At 43.5% G+C, this 22210-nt stretch carries 27 protein-coding genes; 13 read left to right on the forward strand and 14 right to left on the reverse strand.

The window, feature by feature from the left end:
• Positions 1-32 precede the first annotated feature (32 nt).
• A complete protein-coding gene (locus RTP55_RS01495) occupies positions 33-248 on the forward strand; it encodes a hypothetical protein (RefSeq protein WP_036596632.1) in 216 nt (71 codons plus the stop codon).
• Positions 245-1054 (forward strand): DNA-methyltransferase, encoded by an 810-nt coding sequence (locus RTP55_RS01500; RefSeq protein WP_060994457.1) that lies wholly within the window; start codon positions 245-247, stop codon positions 1052-1054. The genes RTP55_RS01495 and RTP55_RS01500 overlap by 4 nt, the downstream gene beginning before the upstream one ends.
• Before the next feature lie 102 nt (positions 1055-1156).
• Here RTP55_RS01500 and RTP55_RS01505 read toward each other — a convergent pair whose 3' ends face one another.
• The 4 genes from RTP55_RS01505 to metX all read right to left on the reverse strand — a co-directional run bounded on the left by RTP55_RS01505 (position 1157) and on the right by metX (position 5248).
• Positions 1157-2263 carry an RNA-guided endonuclease InsQ/TnpB family protein gene (locus RTP55_RS01505; protein WP_312116593.1) on the reverse strand — a complete coding sequence of 369 codons (1107 nt, stop codon included), beginning with the start codon at positions 2261-2263 and terminating at the stop codon, positions 1157-1159.
• A 247-nt stretch (positions 2264-2510) separates the two neighbouring features.
• Positions 2511-3092 carry a tetratricopeptide repeat protein gene (locus RTP55_RS01510; RefSeq protein WP_135888607.1) on the reverse strand — a complete coding sequence of 194 codons (582 nt, stop codon included), beginning with the start codon at positions 3090-3092 and terminating at the stop codon, positions 2511-2513.
• Between the two features lie 359 nt (positions 3093-3451).
• Positions 3452-4060 (reverse strand): methionine biosynthesis protein MetW, encoded by a 609-nt coding sequence (gene metW / locus RTP55_RS01515; RefSeq protein WP_062332622.1) that lies wholly within the window; start codon positions 4058-4060, stop codon positions 3452-3454.
• 21 nt (positions 4061-4081) lie between these two features.
• The gene (metX, locus tag RTP55_RS01520; RefSeq protein ID WP_312116642.1) at positions 4082-5248 is read right to left on the reverse strand and encodes a homoserine O-succinyltransferase MetX; all 1167 of its coding nucleotides are present in this window, start codon (positions 5246-5248) and stop codon (positions 4082-4084) included.
• A gap of 175 nt (positions 5249-5423) precedes the next feature.
• Here metX and RTP55_RS01525 point away from each other — a divergent pair, with 175 nt between their 5' ends.
• Both RTP55_RS01525 and hemH read left to right on the forward strand, forming a co-directional pair.
• Positions 5424-5774, forward strand: a complete 351-nt coding sequence (locus RTP55_RS01525; RefSeq protein WP_157819345.1) for a hypothetical protein — start codon at positions 5424-5426, stop codon at positions 5772-5774.
• A gap of 125 nt (positions 5775-5899) precedes the next feature.
• The gene (gene hemH / locus RTP55_RS01530; protein ID WP_099833405.1) at positions 5900-6919 is read left to right on the forward strand and encodes a ferrochelatase; all 1020 of its coding nucleotides are present in this window, start codon (positions 5900-5902) and stop codon (positions 6917-6919) included.
• A 153-nt stretch (positions 6920-7072) separates the two neighbouring features.
• On the opposite strand, the gene RTP55_RS01535 is transcribed toward hemH, so the two are convergent.
• Complete coding sequence (locus RTP55_RS01535) at positions 7073-7327, reverse strand: hypothetical protein (protein WP_007117228.1); 255 nt, start codon at positions 7325-7327, stop codon at positions 7073-7075.
• Positions 7328-7500: 173 nt separating this feature from the next.
• Between RTP55_RS01535 and RTP55_RS01540 the strand changes: the two genes are divergently transcribed.
• Together RTP55_RS01540 and RTP55_RS01545 are read left to right on the forward strand one after the other, a co-directional pair.
• Entirely contained in the window at positions 7501-8124 is a 624-nt protein-coding gene (locus tag RTP55_RS01540) for a PH domain-containing protein (RefSeq protein ID WP_312383693.1), read from the forward strand.
• A 12-nt stretch (positions 8125-8136) separates the two neighbouring features.
• Positions 8137-8856 carry a M48 family metallopeptidase gene (locus RTP55_RS01545; RefSeq protein ID WP_312383695.1) on the forward strand — a complete coding sequence of 240 codons (720 nt, stop codon included), beginning with the start codon at positions 8137-8139 and terminating at the stop codon, positions 8854-8856.
• A 302-nt stretch (positions 8857-9158) separates the two neighbouring features.
• Here RTP55_RS01545 and RTP55_RS01550 read toward each other — a convergent pair whose 3' ends face one another.
• A complete protein-coding gene (locus tag RTP55_RS01550; RefSeq protein ID WP_007117225.1) occupies positions 9159-9524 on the reverse strand; it encodes a hypothetical protein in 366 nt (121 codons plus the stop codon).
• A gap of 162 nt (positions 9525-9686) precedes the next feature.
• On the opposite strand from RTP55_RS01550, the gene RTP55_RS01555 reads away from it, so the two are divergent.
• Both RTP55_RS01555 and RTP55_RS01560 read left to right on the forward strand, forming a co-directional pair.
• Entirely contained in the window at positions 9687-11483 is a 1797-nt protein-coding gene (locus RTP55_RS01555) for a M61 family metallopeptidase (RefSeq protein WP_312383696.1), read from the forward strand.
• A 169-nt stretch (positions 11484-11652) separates the two neighbouring features.
• The gene (locus RTP55_RS01560) at positions 11653-11913 is read left to right on the forward strand and encodes a type B 50S ribosomal protein L31 (protein ID WP_065254160.1); all 261 of its coding nucleotides are present in this window, start codon (positions 11653-11655) and stop codon (positions 11911-11913) included.
• 142 nt (positions 11914-12055) lie between these two features.
• Here RTP55_RS01560 and RTP55_RS01565 read toward each other — a convergent pair whose 3' ends face one another.
• A complete protein-coding gene (locus tag RTP55_RS01565; protein ID WP_036596083.1) occupies positions 12056-12574 on the reverse strand; it encodes an RNA pyrophosphohydrolase in 519 nt (172 codons plus the stop codon).
• Between the two features lie 344 nt (positions 12575-12918).
• On the opposite strand from RTP55_RS01565, the gene RTP55_RS01570 reads away from it, so the two are divergent.
• Both RTP55_RS01570 and RTP55_RS01575 read left to right on the forward strand, forming a co-directional pair.
• On the forward strand, positions 12919-13365 hold the full coding sequence (locus RTP55_RS01570) for an OsmC family protein (RefSeq protein ID WP_312383698.1): 447 nt from the start codon (positions 12919-12921) through the stop codon (positions 13363-13365).
• A gap of 11 nt (positions 13366-13376) precedes the next feature.
• Positions 13377-13799 (forward strand): MAPEG family protein, encoded by a 423-nt coding sequence (locus RTP55_RS01575; RefSeq protein ID WP_312383700.1) that lies wholly within the window; start codon positions 13377-13379, stop codon positions 13797-13799.
• Positions 13800-13803: 4 nt separating this feature from the next.
• Here RTP55_RS01575 and RTP55_RS01580 read toward each other — a convergent pair whose 3' ends face one another.
• The 7 genes from RTP55_RS01580 to RTP55_RS01610 all read right to left on the reverse strand — a co-directional run bounded on the left by RTP55_RS01580 (position 13804) and on the right by RTP55_RS01610 (position 19909).
• Positions 13804-14817 (reverse strand): tRNA dihydrouridine synthase, encoded by a 1014-nt coding sequence (locus tag RTP55_RS01580; protein ID WP_312383702.1) that lies wholly within the window; start codon positions 14815-14817, stop codon positions 13804-13806.
• Positions 14810-16324, reverse strand: a complete 1515-nt coding sequence (locus RTP55_RS01585; protein ID WP_239741425.1) for a UvrD-helicase domain-containing protein — start codon at positions 16322-16324, stop codon at positions 14810-14812. The genes RTP55_RS01580 and RTP55_RS01585 overlap by 8 nt, the downstream gene beginning before the upstream one ends.
• A gap of 168 nt (positions 16325-16492) precedes the next feature.
• Positions 16493-17218 carry a twin-arginine translocase subunit TatC gene (gene tatC, locus RTP55_RS01590; protein WP_228274288.1) on the reverse strand — a complete coding sequence of 242 codons (726 nt, stop codon included), beginning with the start codon at positions 17216-17218 and terminating at the stop codon, positions 16493-16495.
• Positions 17219-17310: 92 nt separating this feature from the next.
• Positions 17311-18033 (reverse strand): Sec-independent protein translocase protein TatB, encoded by a 723-nt coding sequence (tatB, locus tag RTP55_RS01595; protein ID WP_248107679.1) that lies wholly within the window; start codon positions 18031-18033, stop codon positions 17311-17313.
• Between the two features lie 53 nt (positions 18034-18086).
• Positions 18087-18317: a Sec-independent protein translocase subunit TatA gene (tatA, locus tag RTP55_RS01600; protein WP_203171383.1), complete on the reverse strand. Its 231-nt coding sequence runs from the start codon at positions 18315-18317 to the stop codon at positions 18087-18089.
• A gap of 202 nt (positions 18318-18519) precedes the next feature.
• A complete protein-coding gene (gene hisIE, locus RTP55_RS01605; RefSeq protein WP_312383713.1) occupies positions 18520-19377 on the reverse strand; it encodes a bifunctional phosphoribosyl-AMP cyclohydrolase/phosphoribosyl-ATP diphosphatase HisIE in 858 nt (285 codons plus the stop codon).
• A gap of 88 nt (positions 19378-19465) precedes the next feature.
• Positions 19466-19909 carry an acyl-CoA thioesterase gene (locus tag RTP55_RS01610; RefSeq protein WP_203171385.1) on the reverse strand — a complete coding sequence of 148 codons (444 nt, stop codon included), beginning with the start codon at positions 19907-19909 and terminating at the stop codon, positions 19466-19468.
• 494 nt (positions 19910-20403) lie between these two features.
• On the opposite strand from RTP55_RS01610, the gene rpmI reads away from it, so the two are divergent.
• From rpmI to pheS, 3 genes are all read left to right on the forward strand, one after another.
• On the forward strand, positions 20404-20598 hold the full coding sequence (gene rpmI, locus RTP55_RS01615) for a 50S ribosomal protein L35 (protein ID WP_036604595.1): 195 nt from the start codon (positions 20404-20406) through the stop codon (positions 20596-20598).
• Between the two features lie 65 nt (positions 20599-20663).
• Positions 20664-21023, forward strand: coding sequence for a 50S ribosomal protein L20 (rplT, locus tag RTP55_RS01620; protein ID WP_101963999.1), 360 nt, complete (start codon positions 20664-20666; stop codon positions 21021-21023).
• 114 nt (positions 21024-21137) lie between these two features.
• Positions 21138-22208, forward strand: coding sequence for a phenylalanine--tRNA ligase subunit alpha (pheS, locus tag RTP55_RS01625; RefSeq protein WP_312114591.1), 1071 nt, complete (start codon positions 21138-21140; stop codon positions 22206-22208).
• Positions 22209-22210 lie beyond the last annotated feature (2 nt).

Raw genomic sequence — 22210 nt, forward strand, 5'->3', positions numbered from 1 at the left:
CACACAATAAGTATTATTTTGGAATTATTGACATGCATGTTGCTTACAAGTTCAATGATGATTGTGAATGGCTAGCGGATGAAGGCATCAAAGGCAAAATTGTGAATACCTTGCGAATGCTTAGCTTGGATAGTCGATTAGAAAACCAGACGGTTTTCATTCCTGATGGTTGTGAAAATATGGGTTTTTTAGAAGGGAGTTATGATATCGCGTCAATGTTGCACTTTATTGCGGATATGATGGAATGATTTTTTATCAATCACAATCGCAGGACTTTACGTTGTTGCAAGGCGATAGTTTGCACATCCTACCAACTATCCATGATAAATCTATCAATATGATTTTTGCCGACCCGCCCTATTTTTTATCCAATGACGGGTTAACGGTAAAAAATGGCATGGTGCAATCTGTCAATAAGGGCGAATGGGATAAATTTAGTGATGATAATGAAGTCTATATTTTTACTTATGATTGGCTAAGCCAAGCAAAGCGAATGTTGGCAGATAATGGCACGATTTGGATGAGTGGAACCCACCACAATATTTTTACGCTAGGGCGAGTATTATCACAACTCAATTTTAAAATCTTAAACATGATAACTTGGGAAAAACCCAATCCACCGCCAAATTTTTCTTGTCGCTATTTCACCTATTCAACTGAATGGATAATCTGGGCAAGAAAAACCCCAAAAATTCCGCATTACTTTGATTATGAATTAATGAAGTCGCTCAATGGTGACAAACAAATGAAAGACGTTTGGCGACTGCCTGCGGTATCAAGTTGGGAAAAGCAATTTGGCAAACATCCTACGCAAAAACCGTTAGGATTGTTGTCAAGGATTGTTTTGGCGTCTACTAAAGCTAATGATGTCGTGCTTGACCCATTTACAGGCTCATCGACAACAGGTATTGCTGCCAATTTATTTGGTAGAAAATTTATCGGAGTTGACCAAGATAGTCATTTTTTAACCTTAAGCAAAAATCGCTATCTTGGGTTGGATGAAAAATCACGCCAATATTTTAAAGAGAGAGTAAAACAACAGATTAGCTTATAGCTTTCATTATTTTCGGCTCTTGAATCGGCAGATTGAGCACAGCAGCCAAGGCAGCCAGTGCCATATCGGCATACCACATATACTGTTGACTTCCTCCCCTCCCTATCGTTCGGGGATTTCTTCTGCAAGACGGTCAAGCCCGACCGCAAGAATGTTCTTAGCAGCATTAATATCTCTATCATGCCATGTGCCACACGATGCACAAGTCCATTCCCTTATTCCAAGCGATTTTCTACCTTTCGGACTATTGTCGGTGATTTCACCACAACACGAACATCGCTGAGTCGTGTATTTCTCATTCACGATTTCAAAACGGCAACCTGCGTTCTCGCATTTGTAGGTCAGTTGCCTTTTGAGTTCAAACCAACCTGCATCGTAAACCGATTTGGCTAGTTTGCCTTTTTTACTGTTAAATTGATTGGTTTTAACGTCACCAACTACAATTAGGGCATTGTCTTTAACTAGTCGTGTGGTGAATTTGTGAATTAGGTCTTGCCGTGTATGTTTGATTTTGGCATGAATCGCTTTGACACGTTTTTTGTTTTTGGCACGTTGGGCGGTAGCTAACGCTTTGGCATATTTAAGCGTTTGCTTGATTTGTAGCTTGTCACCGTTTGAGGTGGTGGCACTTTCCTTTAAGCCTAAGTCTATGCCAACACTACCAGTACCACATGATTGTTTGGGATAGTCTTTGACGGTGACACAGGCATACCAACGATTACGGCTGTCTTGCACGACCTCAAGGGTGTTGATTTGGTAAAGCGATAGGTTGTAGCTGTCCCATAGGTCGATGATTAGCTTTTGTCCTTTGGCTAGGCTTAGTTGTAGTGTTGATTTTAAGCCCTTTTTACCAGTTTGGTGCGTGGCAATATGCTTAATGGCAGATTGTTTAAATGGTAGCCAACCCAAGCTTTTACGCTTAGAGTTTGGGTTGTTGGTTCGCCATGATAACTTAGCTTTTTTGAATTGCTTACGGCTTTTGGCGTGGGTTTCGTTGATGGCTTGGATGGTCTGACTATGCAAGCCTAGTAACTCACCACTACCTTTGGTGTATTCGTTCAAGTCATAAGCTGAAAAGAATTTGCCAGTTTTTTGTAGGTGTCTGTAACTCAAATCATTGACGTAGTTCCACACGAAATTGACCGCACCGCTTAGGCGGTTTAATTGGTCTACTTGTTTATCTCGTATGCGTAACTTGAGTGTTTTCATGGGTTTATTTTAACACATTTAGCAAAATTTTGTGCGTAAGCATGGTTACGGAGTTGCCTTATATCCACCGCCTGAAGTCGGTGGTTTTACGGCAACAGAGGATAAATGAGCGATTTTATACAATCAATGTGCGCCGAGCAATCTTGATTAATTTAACCCATAAAAACAAAAAACCCTAGTAAATACTAGGGTTTCATAAACTTTAATGGCTAGCTTAACACTTAACCAAACATTCGTTGTATTAAATTTACTTGCTTTGAAACCAAGAATCCGCACGGCTACGTGCAGTGGCGATGTCTTGTGATGACAAGTTTAATGCCAATTGACCGATTTTACTTTGCGCGCGGGTGCGTACTTGGTCTGATAGCATGCCGTCACGAGCGGCTAGGTCATACCATTTATAGGCATCGACCAATTTCTTTTCTTTTTCATCCAGCATGGCTAGGGTATAGCTGGCACGGTTATCACCAAGTTTTGCTGCTTTTTCTAACCAATAACGTGCTTGCCCAGCATTAGGCTGCACGCCTTCACCACGAATATACATCATGGCAAGATTTAATTGTGCAGGTGCAATGTCTTGTTTGGCGGCGGTGGTGTACCACTGGATGGCTTGTTGGAAGTTTTGCTGAATGCCAAGACCTTTTTGGTAGCGTTTGGCTAGGAAGAATTGGGCTTGTTGGTTGCCAGTTTTAGCTTGGCTAAGTAATTCCATCGGTTCCATGCTGTCATAGCGTGAGCCGTTGAGTGGAATATTGGCAACCAGTTCGGCGCTTGCAACGCCCGATAAGCCTAAAAATGCAGTTAATACGGTGACTTTCAATAATTTCATAACCAACTCCGAGTATCAAGCTGCAGCCATCGCAAGCTTGCCTAGGTTTAGATAAAATAAACTTAATAAATAGGTAAACGAATTAACAGAAAATCTTAAATTTTACAATGATTTAGCCATTCGTTATGTTTTAATAGGATAACGCAATCTTTTGATTGTTTTAGGTTAACACTGTTTGCTTTGCGTTTCAAATATTTAAGTGAAAATGTAAACAGTTGTTACAATATTTCACAGGGGAAACAAACACTTGCGACGTTTGGTGTCGTGTAGGGCTTTACTTTTGTGACATATTGTTAGATTAGACGGTAATTTATCCGCTGACCAAATTTTCATAGGCATAGAATCAGCGATAAAACAGCTTAGTTTTTGGTAACACGATAGATTGCCACATCGGCAAGTAAGTTGGGGTTTTTGCGGATGATTTGCGCCAATGCCCAAGGGTAGGGCTTTTCACTTTCTTGTACCGCAAAACGATTGATGATGCGGATGTCATTGTCATCACACAGCTTTTCAAAGTCTTTAAAGGTACACAAGTGAATATTGGGCGTGTTGTACCAAGCAAACGGCAGGGCTTCAGACATTGGCATCATACCTTTGATACCCAAGTGAATACGGTTTTGCCAATGCGCAAAATTAGGGAAAGTGACAATCACTTCTTTGCCAACACGTACCATGTCGAGGAGTAGTTGGTCGGGCTCTTTGACCGCTTGTAGGGCGCGCGCCATCACCACCGTGTCAAAGCTTGCGTCGGCAAACCGCGCCAACCCATCATTTAAGTCTTGCTCAATGACGTTAACGCCTTTGGTGATACAGTCATTGATTTTAGTTTGGTCGATTTCGATACCATAGCCAAATACGCCCAATTTGTTTTGCAAATGCGCGAGTAAATCACCGTTGCCACAGCCTAAATCTAAGACTTTGGCATTGGGTTTGATCCAGCGTTCGGCAAGTTGATGGTCGATTTTCATTCAATTCTCGTTAAATCTAAGTTAAGCCGTTAAAAAATTAAATACCGATTGACGATAGGTCGGGATATCAAACAAAAACGAATCATGCCCATAGGCGGCATCGATATTGATATAGCTTACGGGCTTACCATTGGCAATTAGCGCATCCACAATTTCTTGCGAGCGCTCTGGGCTAAACCGCCAATCGGTGGTAAAGGATATAATTAAAAACTTACATTGGGTATTTGCCAATGCCAACCGTAGCGCATCGGTATCAGTCAAGCTATCATTAAGACTGTCATCCGCAATCGCGCCACGCGCCGGGTCAAAATAATCCAAGGCTTTAGTCATCAGCAAATAGGTATTGGCATCAAACCGTTCACTAAACTGCTCACCTTGATAGCGTAAATAACTTTCCACTTGAAATTCTACATCGTAATTGAACATCAGCTTGCCGGCTTTCAAATCGCGTCCAAATTTTACCCGCATCGCTTCATCGGTGAGATAAGTGATATGACCGACCATACGCGCCAAAATCAAGCCGCGTTTGGGGATTTTGCCTTGCTCGATATAGCGTCCTTCACAAAAATCAGGATCGGATAAAATCGATTGGCGTGCCACTTCGTTAAAGGCAATATTTTGCGCAGACAGCTTGGGCGTGCTGGCAATGACCACACATTTTTTCAGCCGACCCGGATAGTCAATTGACCACTGCATGGCTTGCATGCCGCCCATTGAGCCACCAACAATGGCATGCCAAATGTCAATGCCCAGATAGTCAGAGAGCATGACTTGTGTTTTTACCCAGTCTTTGATGGTGACTAAGGGAAAATCTGGACCATACGGCTTGCCGGTTTCTGGGTTGGTACTGGTTGGACCGGTCGAGCCGTAGCAGCTACCAATGTTGTTAAGACACACCACAAAAAAACGCGTGGTATCAATCGCTTTGCCAGGACCGATAAAAGTATCCCACCAGCCGGCTTTTTTATCATCGCTACTATGATAGCCAGCCGCATGATGACTGCCCGATAGCGCATGACAAATCAATATCGCATTGGATTTATCGGCGTTGAGCTCGCCATAAGTTTCCACCATTAAATCAAAAAATGGCAGCGTGCGATTGCATTCTAGTGTCAATGGGGTATCAAAATGAATTTTTTGCGGTGTGACGATACCCACAGATTTGCCACCAGATTTGGCAAAACTAATAGGATGATCGTCGTCAAAATTTTTGGGGACAGTCAATTCAGCTTCAGGTAAAATCTTGGCATGTGGTTTGTGTTGCTGTGTGCTCACCCGCTTTCTCACTAATTTTTGATTGATAACGCATTAAAAGTATAGCTATTGTAAGGGTTTATATGGGTTATCACAACTTGGAATTCAAATGCCAAATTTAGCATCATCACCCCACCATACATTCCTATCGCTCACGGGATTGGCGCTCACGGGATTTTTGGCATTGACGTATTTAGCGTTTCATCAGCCAACATCGGTTTTGGCTGCCAATGCTAGTACAGTTACAAGCGATACAATGGTCAGCCATCCAAACAGCCACCAAAGCCACCAGCCCAAACAGCATAACCACCAATCAGACGGTGAATCGGCTAGCAGCCCCTCACAAAACGCAATCTTTGAAAGACCTGTTAAAAGTCATGCTAAAAGCCCCGTATCCTCTGAACAAAATTCTCGCCTAGTGGATGCCCTACTGGTGATGGGTGGGATAGGTTGTCATTGATTCAAATATAGCTTAAAAAATGCAACAATTGAGCAATTTTAGGTGATTATCCAGTACGCGCACCTTAGTAAATATGCTAATCTTAACCCCACTTTTTTTATGATTTTTTGGATTAAAGACAAATTATGAAGCCAAGCAACCCACCTGAAATTGCCGTTGTCCTTGTGAATTTGGGAACACCCGATGCACCAACTGAAGCAGCGGTGCGCCGCTATCTCAAACAATTTTTGTCCGATCCGCGCGTGATTGAAATCCCGCAGTTTATCTGGCAAATCATCTTAAACTTGTTTGTGCTACGCAGTCGCCCCAAACGGGTTGCCCACGCCTATGCTAGCGTGTGGGACGGTGATTCCCCACTGCGTAAAATCACGCTTGCCCAAGTGGACTTGTTGCAGCAGCGTTTTGACCAACATCAACTGCCTTGCAAAGTAAGCGTCCATGCTGCCATGACCTATGGCAAACCTGCGTTAACAGATGTGCTATCGGCACTAAATGCCAAAAAAGTAGAGCAAATCGTAATGTTGCCAGCTTATCCGCAGTTTTCCGGTTCCACCACTGGCGCGGTGTTTGATGTCGTCGCCAAATGGGGGCTTAAGCAGCGTAATTTACCCAGCATCAGCTTTGTCAAAGATTATTTTGCCCATCCGCAATACATCCAAGCCTTGGCTGAGAGCGTCAAACGCTTCCAAGATGAACATGGCAAACCTGAAAAACTGCTATTGAGTTTTCACGGGATTCCAGAGCCATATGAGCAAAAAGGCGATCCGTATGCCAGACGCTGTCGCTGTACGGCAGCGCATTTGGCGCAAGTGTTGGGGCTTGAGCGTCATGAGTGGGAATGTAGTTTTCAATCACGCTTTGGTAAGCAAGAATGGGTCAAACCCTATACGGATGTCACCTTAACCGAGTGGGGCAAGCAAGGGATCAAGTCAGTGCAGGTGCTAAGTCCGGCATTTTCGGCAGATTGCTTAGAGACGTTAGAAGAGTTGGCAGTCGAAAATCGACAGACATTCCAGTCCAATGGCGGTGGGGATTATCATTATATCCCTGCACTTAATGTAGATGCTGCGCATATTGACTTGTTTGAATCATTGGCATTGCCACACGTGCAAGCGTGGCAACAAAATCTGCAAGGATGGTATTAAGACTTATTGTTAAAGCTTGAGATTAAAGCGGATTATTAAGCGCATTAATAGCAAGTCTTATTAACAGCAAGCTAATAAAAAAGGTTGGTAGCTTACCAACCTTTTTGGTGTTTCTTTTTGACCTTTAAATACAAAAAATTTCAGTACAGGAAATCAGTCTTTATAACTTTCATCTGCGGCATCAGGGTCAGCGATATCACCAATAGTCGGATAGTGCTCTTCGCTAAAGCTATCCTCAACCAGTAATTCATCAATCCGCTGCTCATCAATATTTTGGCGATGAATCGGGGTCAAACCACTTTCACCCGCTTCAATATGGCTTGATGACAAGGATTCATCATCCAATTGCACAGTAAAACTATCCGAATCAATATCGGTCAAATTGCTAGATGTTGGTTTGGCTTTCATTGTTGTTCCTTCATTTTCATTTATTGTTTATTATCAGTGTTATGTCGGTATCATAGCCAGTAATCAGCATGACATCTATGTTGCCAATGTGATATTTGTGTTATGTTATCGAAAACAGTTTTTCGCACAGACAGCGTTTTTAACAATTTTTATGGATAAAACAGGAAGTGACTATGTTTAAAAATCTTGCCTCAGATGCATTGGGTTTAAGTGACATCGGTAAAATCATCCCAGCCAGTCAGTTTAACCAAACCGATATTGATGACTATATTTTTCATGAAGATAACGAGCGCATTTATTTTGTGATTAAGTCAAAAATGGACGAATATTGCTTTACCAATGTCGCCTTTATCCACCTTGATGGGCAGTCGGCGACCAGTAAAAAACGCTTGCTAAAACGCTATCCGTACCGCAATTTTCAGCCCGCCAATATCATGATTGAGACCGCAGGCACGATGGATATGGATGCTGAGCTAAAATTTAGCTTGGGCGGTGTGGCGTTTTCGATTGATATCGACAAAAATCAAATCGAGCAAATCCGCGACATCTATAAGGCGCTGACTGCGATTAGCGAGCAGTGCAAACGCATTGCCCATGAAGAAACGGTGCTAGAAAAATCCTTTAATACCGTCACCAGTATGTTTAGCTTACGCGAATTGTCAGAAAACGTGGTGCTTAACTTGCCGGATGTCATCAACCAAACTGTCGCACAAGTAGAAAATGCCTATGGCGAGCGTTTAAAGACCATTCGTAATTATGACTTTGGCGAGATTTTTGAGCATTACTTGCGTCAATAATTGCTAAAATTTATGCAAACTGTACTCACCGCCTACGCTGAGCAAGGTATCAAACTTGCGATTGAAAGCAAACGGGTCAAACATATCAACTTTCGTATCAAATCGATTGATGAAGCACCGTTTACCAGCTTGCTCAGCGTGTCTTATCCGATGCGTATGCCACAACACCTGCTGATGCAATCGCTTGAACATCGCCTTGCATGGGCAATCGACTGCCAGCAAAAACAACGAAAATTTAAAGAACTTACACCCAAAAAACCTGCTTATATCAATGATGTTAAAGACTTGGCAAATTTGACCCTTGAAAGCAATATTTATTTTGAAGGGCAACAGGTTTTAGTCAGAGAGTTATTGTTAAAGCACCCCATAAAACCAAGCGAGCTGGCGCGATTGGATGTTGGCAAAACCTTACGCCATATTTATAAATTTTGGCTCACTCAATTTATCCAAAACCGCCAAGCGTTTTGGCAAGACAAAGTGGGTAAATCCGCCAGCAGAATCACGCCTTACACCATGAAAACCCGATGGGGCAGTTGTAGCACCCAAGCCAAAACCATTCGCTTGTCCGTTTGGCTCGCGCAATTCCCGCCAGACTGCGCGGATTATGTGTTGGTGCATGAGCTTTGTCATCTGATTGAGCCCAATCATTCGGCACGATTTTGGGCGCAGGTGGCACGAGTCATGCCAGATTACAAACATTGGCATGATAAGTTGAAATTTGGGGATTTATAAATGAAAAAAGCCATATCGCTTTGATATGGCTTTTTTGCAAGCATAAAAATATAATAGCAGAGTTTGGCGTGACGTTATGCTAAACGAGCCGTTAAGCTTGGACTTAACACTTAACGGAGTAAAGAACGATGAAACGCTGTTTAATCATCATCGTTCTTGTTGTCCTAATGCTGTTAAGCAGTAACGCTTATTAGACGGACGCAAGACAGCGTGGCAGTTGCTGGAACAACTAAAACGCTGGGGCTTTCGGGAAACCGTTAGCCCACTCCTTGTCTTTATTATAAAGTTGCAAATCCTCAAAATCAATCTGTTAAAATGTAATCAGATTGCATTTTTTCACGAAACCCATCTTTTTCACGATACCATTGATGACGGCGTTTAGAATTGTGTTTCCAACTTTTTGCATATTTGAACGCATAAGTTGGTTTGTCATCCCAAATATGCGGTAAATGCTTACCACGCTTGGGGCGTAGCTTGATGTTATAGTCCCAATATTCCGCTTTGTGCAAATAATGAAATGAGCGTTCTTGTTGCGTTCTAAAGTAGCTATAAATCTGATTGCGTAAATTTGGATAACGACAACTTTCCCACGGAAAATAGATTTTCTTACGCCCAGAACTGCGATATTGAACTTTGGTTTTTTTGTGAGTTTTTTCAAGTTTTTGCATAATAGATTTTTCCTAAGTTAAAAAACTTAGAAAAAATCCAATTTGTAATAATTCATCGTTGATTGCCTGTAGAAAATTCGGTCTAAAAACAAAATTTGGGTTAAAATTTTGTTTTATCCTAGCATCTATTTAAAATTTCGTAAAATTGAAAAAGAAAATATCATGAACAAAATTCATTATCAATTCGACTTTAAACGCTTCCGCGAACACCTTGTCGATGTCACGCTTACGTTTACTGCGGACAACGACAACCCAATCGTTTGGCTACCTGCTTGGATTGCGGGTAGTTATATGATTCGAGAATTTAGCAAACACATTACGGCAGTCACTGCCACCATCCATGACCCCAACGCCAAGAACAATCAACGCCTTAAAAAACTTGATAAAAACCACTGGCAAATCCACGCCAAACAAGGCGACCGCATTAGCGTCACTTATGAAGTCTATGCTTATGACTTATCCGTGCGTGGGGCATATGTCGATGAAACTCGCCTGTACGGCAACTTCACCTCCCTAGCATTAGCGGTACAAGGGCAAGAAAACCAAGCGATTAAAGCCGAACTCATTTGCCCGCAAGACTTTTATGAGGTAAACGGCGTGGAAGTCAGCCTAGCCACTGTTTTACCCGAAAAAATGCACCAACAAGCCGAACAAACCATCTATCAGCTAACTGCCGACAACTACGAGCAACTCACCGACAGCCCGTTTGAAATTGCTGAGCAAGATGAATTTTGGTTCGATGTAAAAAGTGGCGAAAACACCATTGCCCACCGATTTGTGATTTCTGGCGTACACCACAGCGACCTTGAACGCCTAGAAACTGACCTTAGCAAAATTTGTCAAAGCTATGTCGATTGGCTCGGTGATACGCCGTTTGATGATTATCTGTTTATGACCATAGCAACTTCAAGCGACTATGGCGGGCTTGAACACCTTGCCAGTACCAGTTTGATTACCCCACGAGATGACCTACCCACATTTTTTGAACAAGCTGAGCCAAGTGAGAGTTATCAACGCTTTTTGGGCTTGTGTAGCCATGAATACTTTCATGCGTGGTGGGTTAAAACCGTGCGTCCCGAAGTTTTTTTAACCGCCAATTTTAACCAAGAGACTTACACCACCTTGCTATGGGTATTTGAAGGCTTTACCAGTTATGTGGATGATTTTATGCTACAAAAAAGCGGGGTTATTTCACAACATAGCTATCTAAAGCTACTTGCTGAACAAATCAATCGCTACTATCAAACCCACGGACGCGCCTTGCAAAGCGTGGCAGAGTCAAGCTTTGATGCGTGGATAAAGCTATATCGTAGCGATGAGAACACCGCCAACGCGGGGATTAGCTACTACAACAAAGGCGCGCTGGTGGCGTTATGTTTAGACTTGACTTTGATAAACCATGGCAAGCGTATTTTTGATGTGATAAAAGTTTTTTATGACAAAGCCAAAGCCCAAGATAATCGCCGTTTTGGTATGACGGACGCCAATCTAGATGACGTCATGAACGAATGTTTACCCAAAGAGGTTTGGCAAGATTTTAGAGCCAATTATATCGACGGCACGACAGAATTACCGCTATTTGAACGGTTGTCAGAGCAGGGTGTGAGTATCGAACAAAAAGATGATGATATTACTTGGGGCATGAAATATATGAGCGACCCTACGGGGTTAAAAGTGCAACGTGTTGTGCGAAATAGCCAAGCCGCCGCTGCAGGGATTTCTGCTAATGACGTCATCGTGGCAATTGATGGGTTAAAGGCGAGCGAAAAATGGCTCAAAGCCACTGCCAAAACCCAAACAATTAGTGAAGACCCTGCCGTGTGTCATGTATTTCGCCGTGATGAGCTGCTCGTGCTTGAAGTGCCACCCGTGAGTGACGTGCATGTTAAACAACCGCAAAAATGGACGCTGTTAGCGGGTGAAAATATAAGCCTCACAAAATGGCTGCAGTGGAAATAACTTGCAAAAATAAAGCAAATCTAGTAAAATTCGGCTTCCAATTTTATCAATCCATCCTGTGTTGGCTTTAATCGGTTGGGTGTTTGGGTGAATTTTTAGCAAAATAAACATTCACGCCACGCATACTAACTGCAGACCAAAGGGCAGGATAATGACTAGAGACCTAACCATGCGCCCAGATATCCATCCAGCTTATCAAGAAGTTTTATTCCACGACACCAACGCTGACGTTTACTTTTTAACTCGCTCAACTATCAAATCAAAAGTAACTCGCGAATACGAAGGTAAAGAATACCCATACGTTGCACTCGATATTTCAAGTGCCTCACACCCATTCTATACCGGCGAACAACGTAAAACCCAAAACGAAGGTCGTGTGGCAAGCTTCAACAAACGTTTCGGCGCATTTGCAGGTCGTAACAAAAAATAAGTTTAATCGCTTATTATCAAAAACCCTTTGCAATCGCGAAGGGTTTTTTATTGGCTGGAATGGGACATACTAGACAATCCCTAACGATACGCCATAAAAAAGCCCACCGAAGTGAGCTTTTTTTGGATTTATTTGTTTAGGTTTAATAGGAGTGAATTTTTACGTTTTTGGGTAGTAACAATTCTTTTTTGAGTGGCAACTGCGGTGATAACTCAAACAAGGCGCGGCGATATACATTACGTTTAAATGCCACCACTTGGTTAAGTGGATACCAGTAACTGACCCATTCCCAGCGGTCAAATTCAGGTTTTGCCGTATCAAAACGGATATGTTCTACATTGTTCTCATCTAGCTGGAGCAAAAACCATTTTTGTTTTTGCCCAATACACAAAGGATATTGTCCTTGTCGTACAAAACGTTTTGGCAACCGATAACGCAGCCAATTTTGGGTTTGTGACAACACTTTGACATGCTGAGGGTACAATCCGACTTCTTCCCACAATTCCCGATACATTGCATCAAGCGGCGTTTCACCAAAATCAATGCCGCCTTGTGGAAATTGCCAAGCATCGTGACCCACGCGTTTTGCCCACAGTACTTGTCCGTGTGTATTTGCCAAGATGATACCTACGTTGGCTCGAAAGCCGTCTGCATCAATCATGACGATTACCTTCAATTTAATGGTTAAAATTGGCAGGCAATCACATTATCAAGTTTTTTGGGTCGCAAGGTTTACACACATCCTTGCAGACCATTATTAAAGTTTTGGTCAATCAAATCATCGGGCATAAACCCATCTCATACCAACAGACGCTTATTTTATTATTATTGCTAAAAAACATGGACAATGTAATCACTGCCTTTATTACCCACTATTAAACCAGTTTTTATGTCAAAAGTGTAATGTTTATTTGCTATAAATTGTTTCACGGACATAAAAAGCGCATAATATCGCTTGATTTTATACAAAACATTTTTTAAAAATTATAAGCATCTGGGGATAGTATGAAAGCAACAGTAAATTGGTTAAAAAACGAAGACATTAATTTTGAAGCCGTGACCGAAAACGGCAATAAAATTATCATGGATTCAGCCGAAAAATTGGGTGCCAAACCCATGGAAATGGTTTTGATGGGGCTTGGCGGCTGTGCCAGTTATGATGTGGTCAGTATCCTGCAAAAAGCCCGTCAGGCGGTGAGCGATGTTGAGTGTCAGTTATCGGCTAAGCGTGCCGACACGATTCCTGCAGTATTTACTGATATTCATTTGCATTTTGTGGTCAAAGGTAGCGCCATCAAAGAAGCGCAGGTTAAAAAAGCCATCGAGTTATCGGCAGAAAAATACTGCTCAGCAAGTCGTATGCTAGAAAATGGCGGTGTCAAAATCACCCATGACTATGAAATCATTGATGAAACCTCTGATGAAATCACTAATGAAACGGTTAAAGGGTAGGGAATAACGGCATGTTTCCCTATCTAAGTGCTGTCCCTGCCACCAATAGCAGCGTGGTGCTGGCAATGATGGTTGCCAGTTTATTGCCCTTGGTGTTTGCGATATTGGCAAAGGTCTTTGGCGGATTTAAAAGCAAAGACAATGCCAATCCGCGCGAGTTTTTGGGTAAACAAACGGGCGCGGCAGCGCGTGCCAATGCCGCGCAGCAAAATAGCTATGAAACCTTGCCGATATTCTTGGCAGCGGTAATTGTGGCATTGCTATTTTTTGTACCGCTTTCAGTGGTGACCCAGTTGGCGTGGTTGTATGTGGTATTGCGGATTATTTATGGGTTGGCGTACATAGCCAATTGGGCAACTTTTCGCTCAATTATTTGGTCGCTTAGCCTCGCTTGTCCGCTGATGTTGTTTTATTTAGCGATACGATTGAGCTAATTTGCTATGAGCCATCGACAGCTTGGGATTGTGCTTGCAACATCGCAACAATGGTCTCAAGCTGTTTTTGTTTTTTGACCGTTTGCCAAAGCTCGCTGGCTTCTTCATAGCCTTGGGTCAACATGCCAAGCCACTGTTTGTAACGTCCTACCAGCATATTGTCGCTACGGGCATGTCCTTGCAAAAACGCAATTTGTAGCTTAAGTAGCGTGTGCCAAGCCATATTTTCTGCCCTGTCACCTTTATCCATCGCTTTGATTTGATTCACTAAGTCAGGACGAGTGACCGCACCACGTCCGAGCATGATATGTGGGGTGTTGGCTTGTTTGCGGCAACGCATGGCTTGTTCAGTCTGCCAAATTTCGCCATTGGCAATAATCGGTAAGCTTAACCGCTGGGTCAGGGGCGCGATTAACTCCCAATAGGCAGGGGGTTTATAGCCTTGGGTTTTGGTACGGGCGTGGATGGTCAGCCAACTGGCATTGGCTGATTGCACCGCATCGCCGATTTCTTGGGTTAGTGAGGTATCTTCATAGCCGAGTCGGATTTTTGCTGATACAGGCGTATCTGATGGTACGGCTTGGCGTACTGCATGGATGATTTGATACAAGGTTTCAGGTTCGGTGAGCAACACCGAGCCACCGCGGTGACTATTGACAGTTTTAGCAGGGCAACCAAAGTTAATATCAATGGCTAACGCACCAAGCTCGACCGCTTTGACGGCATTACCTGCCATCAAGTCGGGCTCACTGCCCAATAACTGTACATGTACTGGCGTGCCGTGAATGGTTTTGCCTTTTAAACCATCCTCATGCAAAAGTTCGGGTACAAATTTATAAAACACATGCGCGGGCAGGACGTGCTGGGTGACGCGAATGAACTCACTCACCGTCCAGTCGTAATGCCCGATACTGGTTAAAATATCCCGCATCAATGGGTCGGTCAGTCCTTCCATCGGCGCAAGGACAATTTGCGGCTGGGTAAAATCGGTGCTAAACTGCGATAAGTGACTAGCCATAAATCACCTTTTTATCTTTGAGTCCGTGAATCAAATCTTGAATATTAAAAATATCCAAATTCACTTTGGCGCGGGTACAGGCGACATACAGCAGTCGCAATTCTTCGGGGGAGATTTTTACCGCCTGAGAAGTCACATCATAATAAAAATCATTGTCAATTTGCACCCGTGACCATTCCAACCCTTTGGCTTTATGTGCGGTAGAAATGATGTAGTCGGCTTTATCCAGTGTGGTCAAGCTATTGATTGCCTGGTTTAGCGTTTCGGTGCCATGTTCATCCACCAGTTTGACCAGAGTTTTTAAATCGCTGCCTTCGTTCGTCTCGCTATAATCCTGCACGTCGCGCCAATTATTAAAATAGGCAAGCTCAGGCACACCATACGCCGCTTGTCCTTTTTTTAGCCGTTCGGCAGATTGGCTAAATTTGAGCAAACGCTCTGTATCGGCTTGTAGCGCAACTTTATGTCCCATTTTAAGCCCAGATAACAGATTGACCATCGCACTGGCATTGGTACGGCAGAGAATGGCATCTTTTTGACCATGCACCATACTTTTGCCTAAGGTGGACGCCATCGCAGGATTACCGCGCAGGGGCACCTCTTCTTGTAGCGCTTTTAAAAACCCATTCGCCACATCGGCAATTTGGTCGCCAAATCGAAACGATTGGGTAAGCAAGGTTTGGGGTAGCGGCAGGCGCTTCATGGCATTGACAGCGCCGCGCCATTCATAAATTTGCTGATGCGCGTCACCCACATAGATAACTTGGTTGGGCTGATTGGACAAAATCCCCATCATCAAGGGGTCGGCATCTTGCGCTTCATCAAATAAGATAAAATCCGCAGGAATCACCGGTTTAGATAGCGCCCAGAGTTTGAGATAAATATCATGCCCAATCCCCGCAGGGTGGCGCGGGTCAATTGACTGTTGCCAGCGGCGCTCTACATACGGGTATAAGGTATCGCGCAGCTGCTCAGCTTCACTGGCAACCAACCAGTCAGGAAACTGCAAATGGCGCGGCGCGGGGTAACTGGCATGGGTACTACAAAACGTGCTCACCGCATCGGACACAAAGCGCGCTTGTCGCTCTGGCGTTAAGGTTACAAACTGGCTTTTGCCTTCAATTTGGCGTTTGACTTGCACAGGGGTCAACCCCAAATCTGAGGCGAGGCGACTGGGAGAAAAACGCGGTAGTTGTAGCTTTGCGGTGATATCGCGGGCAGTATGACGAAATGCCAATGAGTGAAAAGTGCGACAGTCGACATGGTGGGGAAATTTACGCTGGGCTTCTGAAGCAATCGCTTTGTTAAATGCCAAATAAATCCCGCGACCACGTAGCTGATTGCCAATCAGGTTAAGCGTGGTGGTCTTACCTGCGCCGGCATACGCTACCACCTTAAACGACTGGCGCGTGAGTGCCATATCGACAGCCTGCTGCTGCTCACCCGTTGGGCGTTGGGTCGGGCTGTTGACAAGGGGTTGGGTGGGGATAACGCTGGGGTTTGACATAAGGCCATTGCTAACAGAAAAGTGAGCTATTTTAGCAAAATTTGGCAAGTTTTGCTCAGTTTCCTTTATTTACTCAACCTGTATTTACTAAACCTTTATTTACTAGCCTTTATTTACTAAGTGGGGATGAATGAGAGGTTGACTAGGCTTTAGCGTTATCCAGCCACATTAGCTGTTGTTCTGTAATAACGCTTTCTCTTTAACCAATACCCGCGCCATCACTAGACCGAGTTCAAACAATAACCACATCGGGATAGCCAGCATCACCATCGACAAGCCATCTGGCGGTGTCACCAATGCCGCAATACCAAAACAACCCACGATGATGTAACGGCGTTTTTGCGCCAAGCTATCCACCGTCACTACCCCAGCCAACACCAGTAGCAGTGTCAACACAGGAATCTCAAAGGTTGCCCCAAACACCAAAAACAGCTTGAGCACAAAATTTAGATAGCTTTCGATATCGGTCATCGGTAGCACATTGTCGGGGGAGAATTTGATAAAAAAAGCCAGCACGCTTTTGAGCACGACATAATAGGCAAACGCAATCCCCAGATAAAACAAAATCACCGATGACAATAGCACGGGTAGGGCGATACGTTTTTCATGCTTATATAGCCCTGGGGCGATAAACGACCAAATTTGGTACAAAATATACGGCATAGCCAAGATAACAGCCAAATACAGCGTCAATTTAATCGGTGCCAAAAATGACGAGGTGATATCGGTTGCAATCATAGAAGAATTGACGGGCAGCAACGCCGTTAACGGGGCGGAAAAAATATCGTAGATTTCTCGCGAAAAGCCCGCCAATGCCAAAAAAATCACCAAAACCGCCGCAAAACCATGAATCAAATGACGGCGCAGCTCAATCAAATGCTCAGTGATGGGCATATCTACCAAAGTGTTGTCTTGCGATGGTTCATCATTTTTAGCTTGTTCAATGGCTAATTGTTCAGGCGTTTTTTTGGTTTTGATAAGCTTAATCACTGGGCAACTCCACCCAAACTTGGCAATTGGTGCAGTAAAGGATCGGCCTCATAATTGGGTAAAAACGGCGGATTGGGAAGACGTCTGATACGGTCATAATCACTGAGCAAAAACCAACGATAATACATTGGTTCAGTGGCAGCAAATAGCGCTTCATGTAAGTCTTTAGCCACTTCATCGGCTTCGACATCAGCCTCTAGACTCAGCAAATAATCGTCTGCTTTGGTTTCTGTCAGATAAGACCCGTCAGATGGCTTGTCTAGTAACAGCGCGCTGGTATCTGTTGTTGGCTCAGCTAAATGACTGGGTGGTTCATGACTGGGTGTTTCACGACTGGTTTGTTCAGTGGGTAGGCTAACTGCGTTAGTATCATGACCAAGACTAGGGGTTGTATTAGCCGACTGGGTGTTGTGAGCTTGCATCGAAGGTACTTTGCCATGTTGCTGTAATTCGCTCACACTGCTGCGAAGGGCTTCCATCTCGCGCTTCATATCAACTTCAGCTTGGCGGATTTTTTCCAGCTCAAGCTGCATTTGCTTGCGCGTTTCGGCAAGGTCAAGCTCAGCTTCAATTTCTGATTGCAGTGTTGCAACCGTACGGCGGAATTTGGCATACCACTGACCTGCAGTACGCGCCGCTTGGGGGAGTTTTTCAGGGCCCAGCACAATCAGTGCAATCGCCCCAAATAACAGTAGTTCGGAGAAACCTATATCAAACATAACAACCGTGGCAGTTAGGGATTAAAAACCAAAGAAAAAGTAACGACTAGGGTTTAAACGTTATGTTTATCTTGTTGGGTCTGCGTGGTATTGAGCTCAGCTTTTTCGTGTTCAAGGACACGGTTTTTGTTCAGATGCTGTTCGTTTTCATCTTTGACCGCATCTTTAAAGCCTTTAACGGCACTACCCAAATCTTTACCGGCATTTTTTAGTTTTGAAGTGCCAAAAATGACCACAACAACAACCAGTAAAATTAACCAATGTGTGATTGAGAAACTACCCATGAGAATATCCTTTGATTAACCTTGACAATAGGGGTGAGGACAATATGAATTTGCAGTGTAACACATAACCATTGCGTTGACATAACTGTGCAAAAAACGGTGTAAAACACGGCGAATTTTTTGCACTTTTAGCCAGCAACACTCAGGAATTATCGACTGTTTAGTGGCGTTTACTTAAGGGCGCTCACTTAAGGGCTATTACTTAAGAGATTTGACGTGCGGCTTTTTCGTCGATACCCGATAAGCCAAAACGTCTTGCCAATTCATTGGTGACAGCCCAAGACGGTATATTAAACCATGCCAATGTGACCATTGTGTGAAACCAAACATCAGCAATTTCATACACCAAATCTTTCACTGCGGTATCATCGGCGACGGCTTCATAGGGGGTATCATTGGCAATGTTGATATCTTTGGCAGCGATAATGGCTTCGGTGGCTTCTTCACCGACTTTTTCTAAGATTTTGTTGATACCTTTATGGTATAGGCTTGCCACGTATGAGCTATCAGGATTGGCATCTTTACGCCCAATCAATACTTCATCTAACGCGGTTAAAATATCCGCTGACGTCGTAGCGGTTGGTGTCGCATGGCTTGTTTGGGTTGGATTGCTTGTTTGTGTCGAATTGCCTGCAAGCTGCGAGTGTTCATGAGTTGGTTTAGCGTTGTCACCATAAATCGCATCAGGGTCTTTGATGACCGCATCCGTGATTTGCCATTGTAGCTGTCCGTGGTCATCGGCAAGCAGACGATAAAAACAGGACTGCCGACCCGTGTGGCAAGCAATCCCCCCCACTTGGGTGACTGACAACACAATCACATCAGCATCGCAGTCTAGACGGATTTCATGGACTTGCTGAAAATGCCCAGAGCTTTCGCCTTTGTGCCATAATTTACCGCGAGAGCGTGACCAATACACTGCTTGCATTTTTTCGGCAGTCAGGCGTAATGACTCGCGATTCATCCATGCCATCATCAAAATGCGCCCTGTATGAAAATCTTGAGCGATTGCAGGCATGAGCCCATTGTCATCAAATTTTAGTGTATCTAGCCAATCCATATTCACGCCCTGTATCATACTATGCAAGCCTTAGCCAAAAAAAAGCACCCATCAAACGATGCGGGCATTTATCATAATTCATCAAGCCCTAAATCTCAAAGGGTTTCACATCTAAGGCGTCTTTGATGGCAGCTGATAACGGGATTTCTTGGCTTTGACGATAGTCATACGCCACAAAGCCCATTTTGGCATACGCCACCAAAGAGTCATCAAACATCCGCGAGACTTTAAACACAAAATCACCACCCAAATCGGTTAAATGCTGCACGCCAACCTCAAACAACAGTTCTTCACGCGCCCGTGCCCGATCAAGGATTTGGGTCTCGATATGATTAATGACCAAGCCTTGGTACTCAGCATTAACTTCCTTAATACTTTTTGAATATAAAAAACGAAAACGGGCTTCGGTAAGCAATGCTACCAAATTTTCAACCGTTAAATGTTGTGCTAATCCAATTTCGGTATTGCGCACGCGCATGACGGTCTCAAACACGAAATGGGCAACTTCAATATTTGTGCTTAACGTTGACAAGAATTCTAACCTCATGATGTTGATGAAGATGAAATAGCATTACACGTTAAACTTTACAAAAGCCTGCGAACGATAAATACCTTAAGGTTAAACGAACTAATGTAAACTGTGTCCGAAATAGGGCTTACTTATCACTTTTAGCCAACTGAGCCCCAGTTTTTGTAAATTAAGTTGTTAACTTAATTAAGGTAATCTCGTGATACATTTGCCAAGTTATTCATGGTAAATAATTGATATCATAGATTTTTTAAAATTTTATAAAAACTGGCTGAATAAAAATTTATTATAGTAAAGAAATGTTAAAGTAGCATAAATAAAATGGATGTCAAAGAAAAAATTAGTTTTAACAATTGCGTGCATTCACCAATGATTTTTGATAAAATACCGCCTCCCACCTCAAGGCAAAAAATCCAGTGTAATAAGGATTTTTTGACAAACAGGTTAACTTCACTTGATAAAGATGTTTAATCCTTGTCAAAAACGAACAAGAGGCTATCATGAAATTAAAAACTCGCCGTGGTGCTGCCAAGCGTTTTAAAAAAACTGGTAACGGTATCAAACGCAAGCAAGCATTCAAACGCCACATTTTGACCAAAAAATCTCCTAAGCGTATCCGTCAATTGCGTGGATGCAAATTGGTACACGTGTCTGATGAGAAACGTGTTTACCGTATGTGTCCTTACCTATAATTTATGATAAACATAAGTTCACAGGTATTCAATCAACTGATATTACAAAACTTTAGGAGTAAATTATGGCTCGTGTAAAACGTGGTGTACAGGCAAATCGCCGTCATAAAAAAGTATTGGCTCGTGCAAAAGGTTATTACGGCGCGCGTTCTCGTGTGTTCCGTGTTGCTGTACAAGCAGTTACCAAAGCTGGTCAATATGCGTATCGTGACCGTCGTAACAAAAAACGTTCATTCCGTCGTTTATGGATTGCACGTATCAACGCGGGTGCGCGCTTAAATGGCTTAAGCTACAGCCGTATGATCAACGGTCTGAAAAAAGCCAGCATCGAAATCGACCGCCGTGTATTAGCAGACATCGCTATGCATGACGCGCAAAGTTTTACGGCGTTGGCAGAAAAAGCAAAACAAGCACTGGCTGCTTAATTTGTTTTAAAGCGATTTTTCAAAAAGCCATTAAGTGCAAGCTTAATGGCTTTTTTTATCGCCATATTTTAGTTAAAATGCCTATCACTATTGATAACCAAGATTGCAACGCTCATGACAGAAATAACGACTGACAAACTTACCCAATATTCTGAAAATTTAACCGATATCACCCAAGACCAATTTTCCCAATTTGTTCAAGATGCCAAAGCCTTAATTAGCACCGCACAAAACCCCCAAGACCTACAAAACATCCGCGTGACTTTAACCGGCAAAAAAAGCCATTTGACCACCTGGTCGAAACAGCTAGGCGGACTCGATGCGGACGGTAAAAAGACCATCGGTGGCATGCTGCATCAAGTACGTACCCAAATCAATGACAGCCTACAACAAGCGCAAAGCGATTTAGAAGCCAAAGCCTTGGCTGCCAAACTTGCCAGTGAATCCATTGACATCACCCTGCCAGCACGTGGACAACAAGCGGGTAATTTGCACCCTGTCACCATGACCGCTGAGCGTATGCAAGGGTTTTTCCGTCAAGCAGGCTTTGAAGTCGCAACAGGCCCTGAAGTTGAGAGCGACTACTATAACTTTGAAGCGCTAAATATTCCAAGCCATCACCCAGCGCGCGCCATGCACGATACCTTTTATTTTGAAAAACAGCATTTTAATGCCAATTATGTGCTACGTACCCATACCAGTTCGGTGCAAATTCGCACCATGGAAAAAGGCAACCTGCCGATTCGTATCATCTGTCCAGGACGCGTGTATCGCAACGACAGCGACCAAACCCACTCGCCTATGTTCCACCAGCTTGAAGGTTTATATGTCAGCGAATCGACCAATTTTGCTGAGCTAAAAGGCTTGATTCATGAGTTTTTGCAGGCGTTTTTTGGTCGCAAGCTCACGGTGCGTTTTCGCCCATCGTATTTTCCATTTACTGAGCCGTCTGCAGAAGTGGATATCCTTGCCGATACTTATGCAGGTGGGGGCAAATGGCTAGAAGTGATGGGCTGCGGTATGGTGCATCCAAAGGTATTGTCCGATAGCGGTATTGACCCGACCAAATACCAAGGTTTTGCATTTGGGATGGGGATTGAGCGCTTTGCCATGTTGTATTATGGGGTAAATGATTTGCGCTTGTTCTATCAAAATGATGTCAGATTTTTAAAGCAGTTTGCTTAGGG

This window comes from Moraxella sp. CTOTU47579 (assembly GCF_032004885.1).
In the GTDB taxonomy this organism is placed as follows: Bacteria; Pseudomonadota; Gammaproteobacteria; order Pseudomonadales; family Moraxellaceae; genus Faucicola; species Faucicola tetraodonis.

Bases quoted from the DNA above. Each gene is read 5' to 3' on its own strand.
- RTP55_RS01495 (WP_036596632.1), top strand. From the start codon at position 33: ATGCATGTTGCTTACAAGTTCAATGATGATTGTGAATGGCTAGCGGAT.
- RTP55_RS01500 (WP_060994457.1), top strand. From the start codon at position 245: ATGATTTTTTATCAATCACAATCGCAGGACTTTACGTTGTTGCAAGGC.
- RTP55_RS01505 (WP_312116593.1), bottom strand. From the start codon at position 2,263: ATGAAAACACTCAAGTTACGCATACGAGATAAACAAGTAGACCAATTA.
- RTP55_RS01510 (WP_135888607.1), bottom strand. From the start codon at position 3,092: ATGAAATTATTGAAAGTCACCGTATTAACTGCATTTTTAGGCTTATCG.
- metW (WP_062332622.1), bottom strand. From the start codon at position 4,060: ATGAAAATCGACCATCAACTTGCCGAACGCTGGATCAAACCCAATGCC.
- RTP55_RS01525 (WP_157819345.1), top strand. From the start codon at position 5,424: ATGCCAAATTTAGCATCATCACCCCACCATACATTCCTATCGCTCACG.
- hemH (WP_099833405.1), top strand. From the start codon at position 5,900: ATGAAGCCAAGCAACCCACCTGAAATTGCCGTTGTCCTTGTGAATTTG.
- RTP55_RS01535 (WP_007117228.1), bottom strand. From the start codon at position 7,327: ATGAAAGCCAAACCAACATCTAGCAATTTGACCGATATTGATTCGGAT.
- RTP55_RS01540 (WP_312383693.1), top strand. From the start codon at position 7,501: ATGTTTAAAAATCTTGCCTCAGATGCATTGGGTTTAAGTGACATCGGT.
- RTP55_RS01545 (WP_312383695.1), top strand. From the start codon at position 8,137: ATGCAAACTGTACTCACCGCCTACGCTGAGCAAGGTATCAAACTTGCG.
- RTP55_RS01550 (WP_007117225.1), bottom strand. From the start codon at position 9,524: ATGCAAAAACTTGAAAAAACTCACAAAAAAACCAAAGTTCAATATCGC.
- RTP55_RS01555 (WP_312383696.1), top strand. From the start codon at position 9,687: ATGAACAAAATTCATTATCAATTCGACTTTAAACGCTTCCGCGAACAC.
- RTP55_RS01560 (WP_065254160.1), top strand. From the start codon at position 11,653: ATGCGCCCAGATATCCATCCAGCTTATCAAGAAGTTTTATTCCACGAC.
- RTP55_RS01565 (WP_036596083.1), bottom strand. From the start codon at position 12,574: ATGATTGATGCAGACGGCTTTCGAGCCAACGTAGGTATCATCTTGGCA.
- RTP55_RS01570 (WP_312383698.1), top strand. From the start codon at position 12,919: ATGAAAGCAACAGTAAATTGGTTAAAAAACGAAGACATTAATTTTGAA.
- RTP55_RS01575 (WP_312383700.1), top strand. From the start codon at position 13,377: ATGTTTCCCTATCTAAGTGCTGTCCCTGCCACCAATAGCAGCGTGGTG.
- RTP55_RS01580 (WP_312383702.1), bottom strand. From the start codon at position 14,817: ATGGCTAGTCACTTATCGCAGTTTAGCACCGATTTTACCCAGCCGCAA.
- RTP55_RS01585 (WP_239741425.1), bottom strand. From the start codon at position 16,324: ATGTCAAACCCCAGCGTTATCCCCACCCAACCCCTTGTCAACAGCCCG.
- tatC (WP_228274288.1), bottom strand. From the start codon at position 17,218: ATGCCCATCACTGAGCATTTGATTGAGCTGCGCCGTCATTTGATTCAT.
- tatB (WP_248107679.1), bottom strand. From the start codon at position 18,033: ATGTTTGATATAGGTTTCTCCGAACTACTGTTATTTGGGGCGATTGCA.
- tatA (WP_203171383.1), bottom strand. From the start codon at position 18,317: ATGGGTAGTTTCTCAATCACACATTGGTTAATTTTACTGGTTGTTGTT.
- hisIE (WP_312383713.1), bottom strand. From the start codon at position 19,377: ATGGATTGGCTAGATACACTAAAATTTGATGACAATGGGCTCATGCCT.
- rplT (WP_101963999.1), top strand. From the start codon at position 20,664: ATGGCTCGTGTAAAACGTGGTGTACAGGCAAATCGCCGTCATAAAAAA.
- pheS (WP_312114591.1), top strand. From the start codon at position 21,138: ATGACAGAAATAACGACTGACAAACTTACCCAATATTCTGAAAATTTA.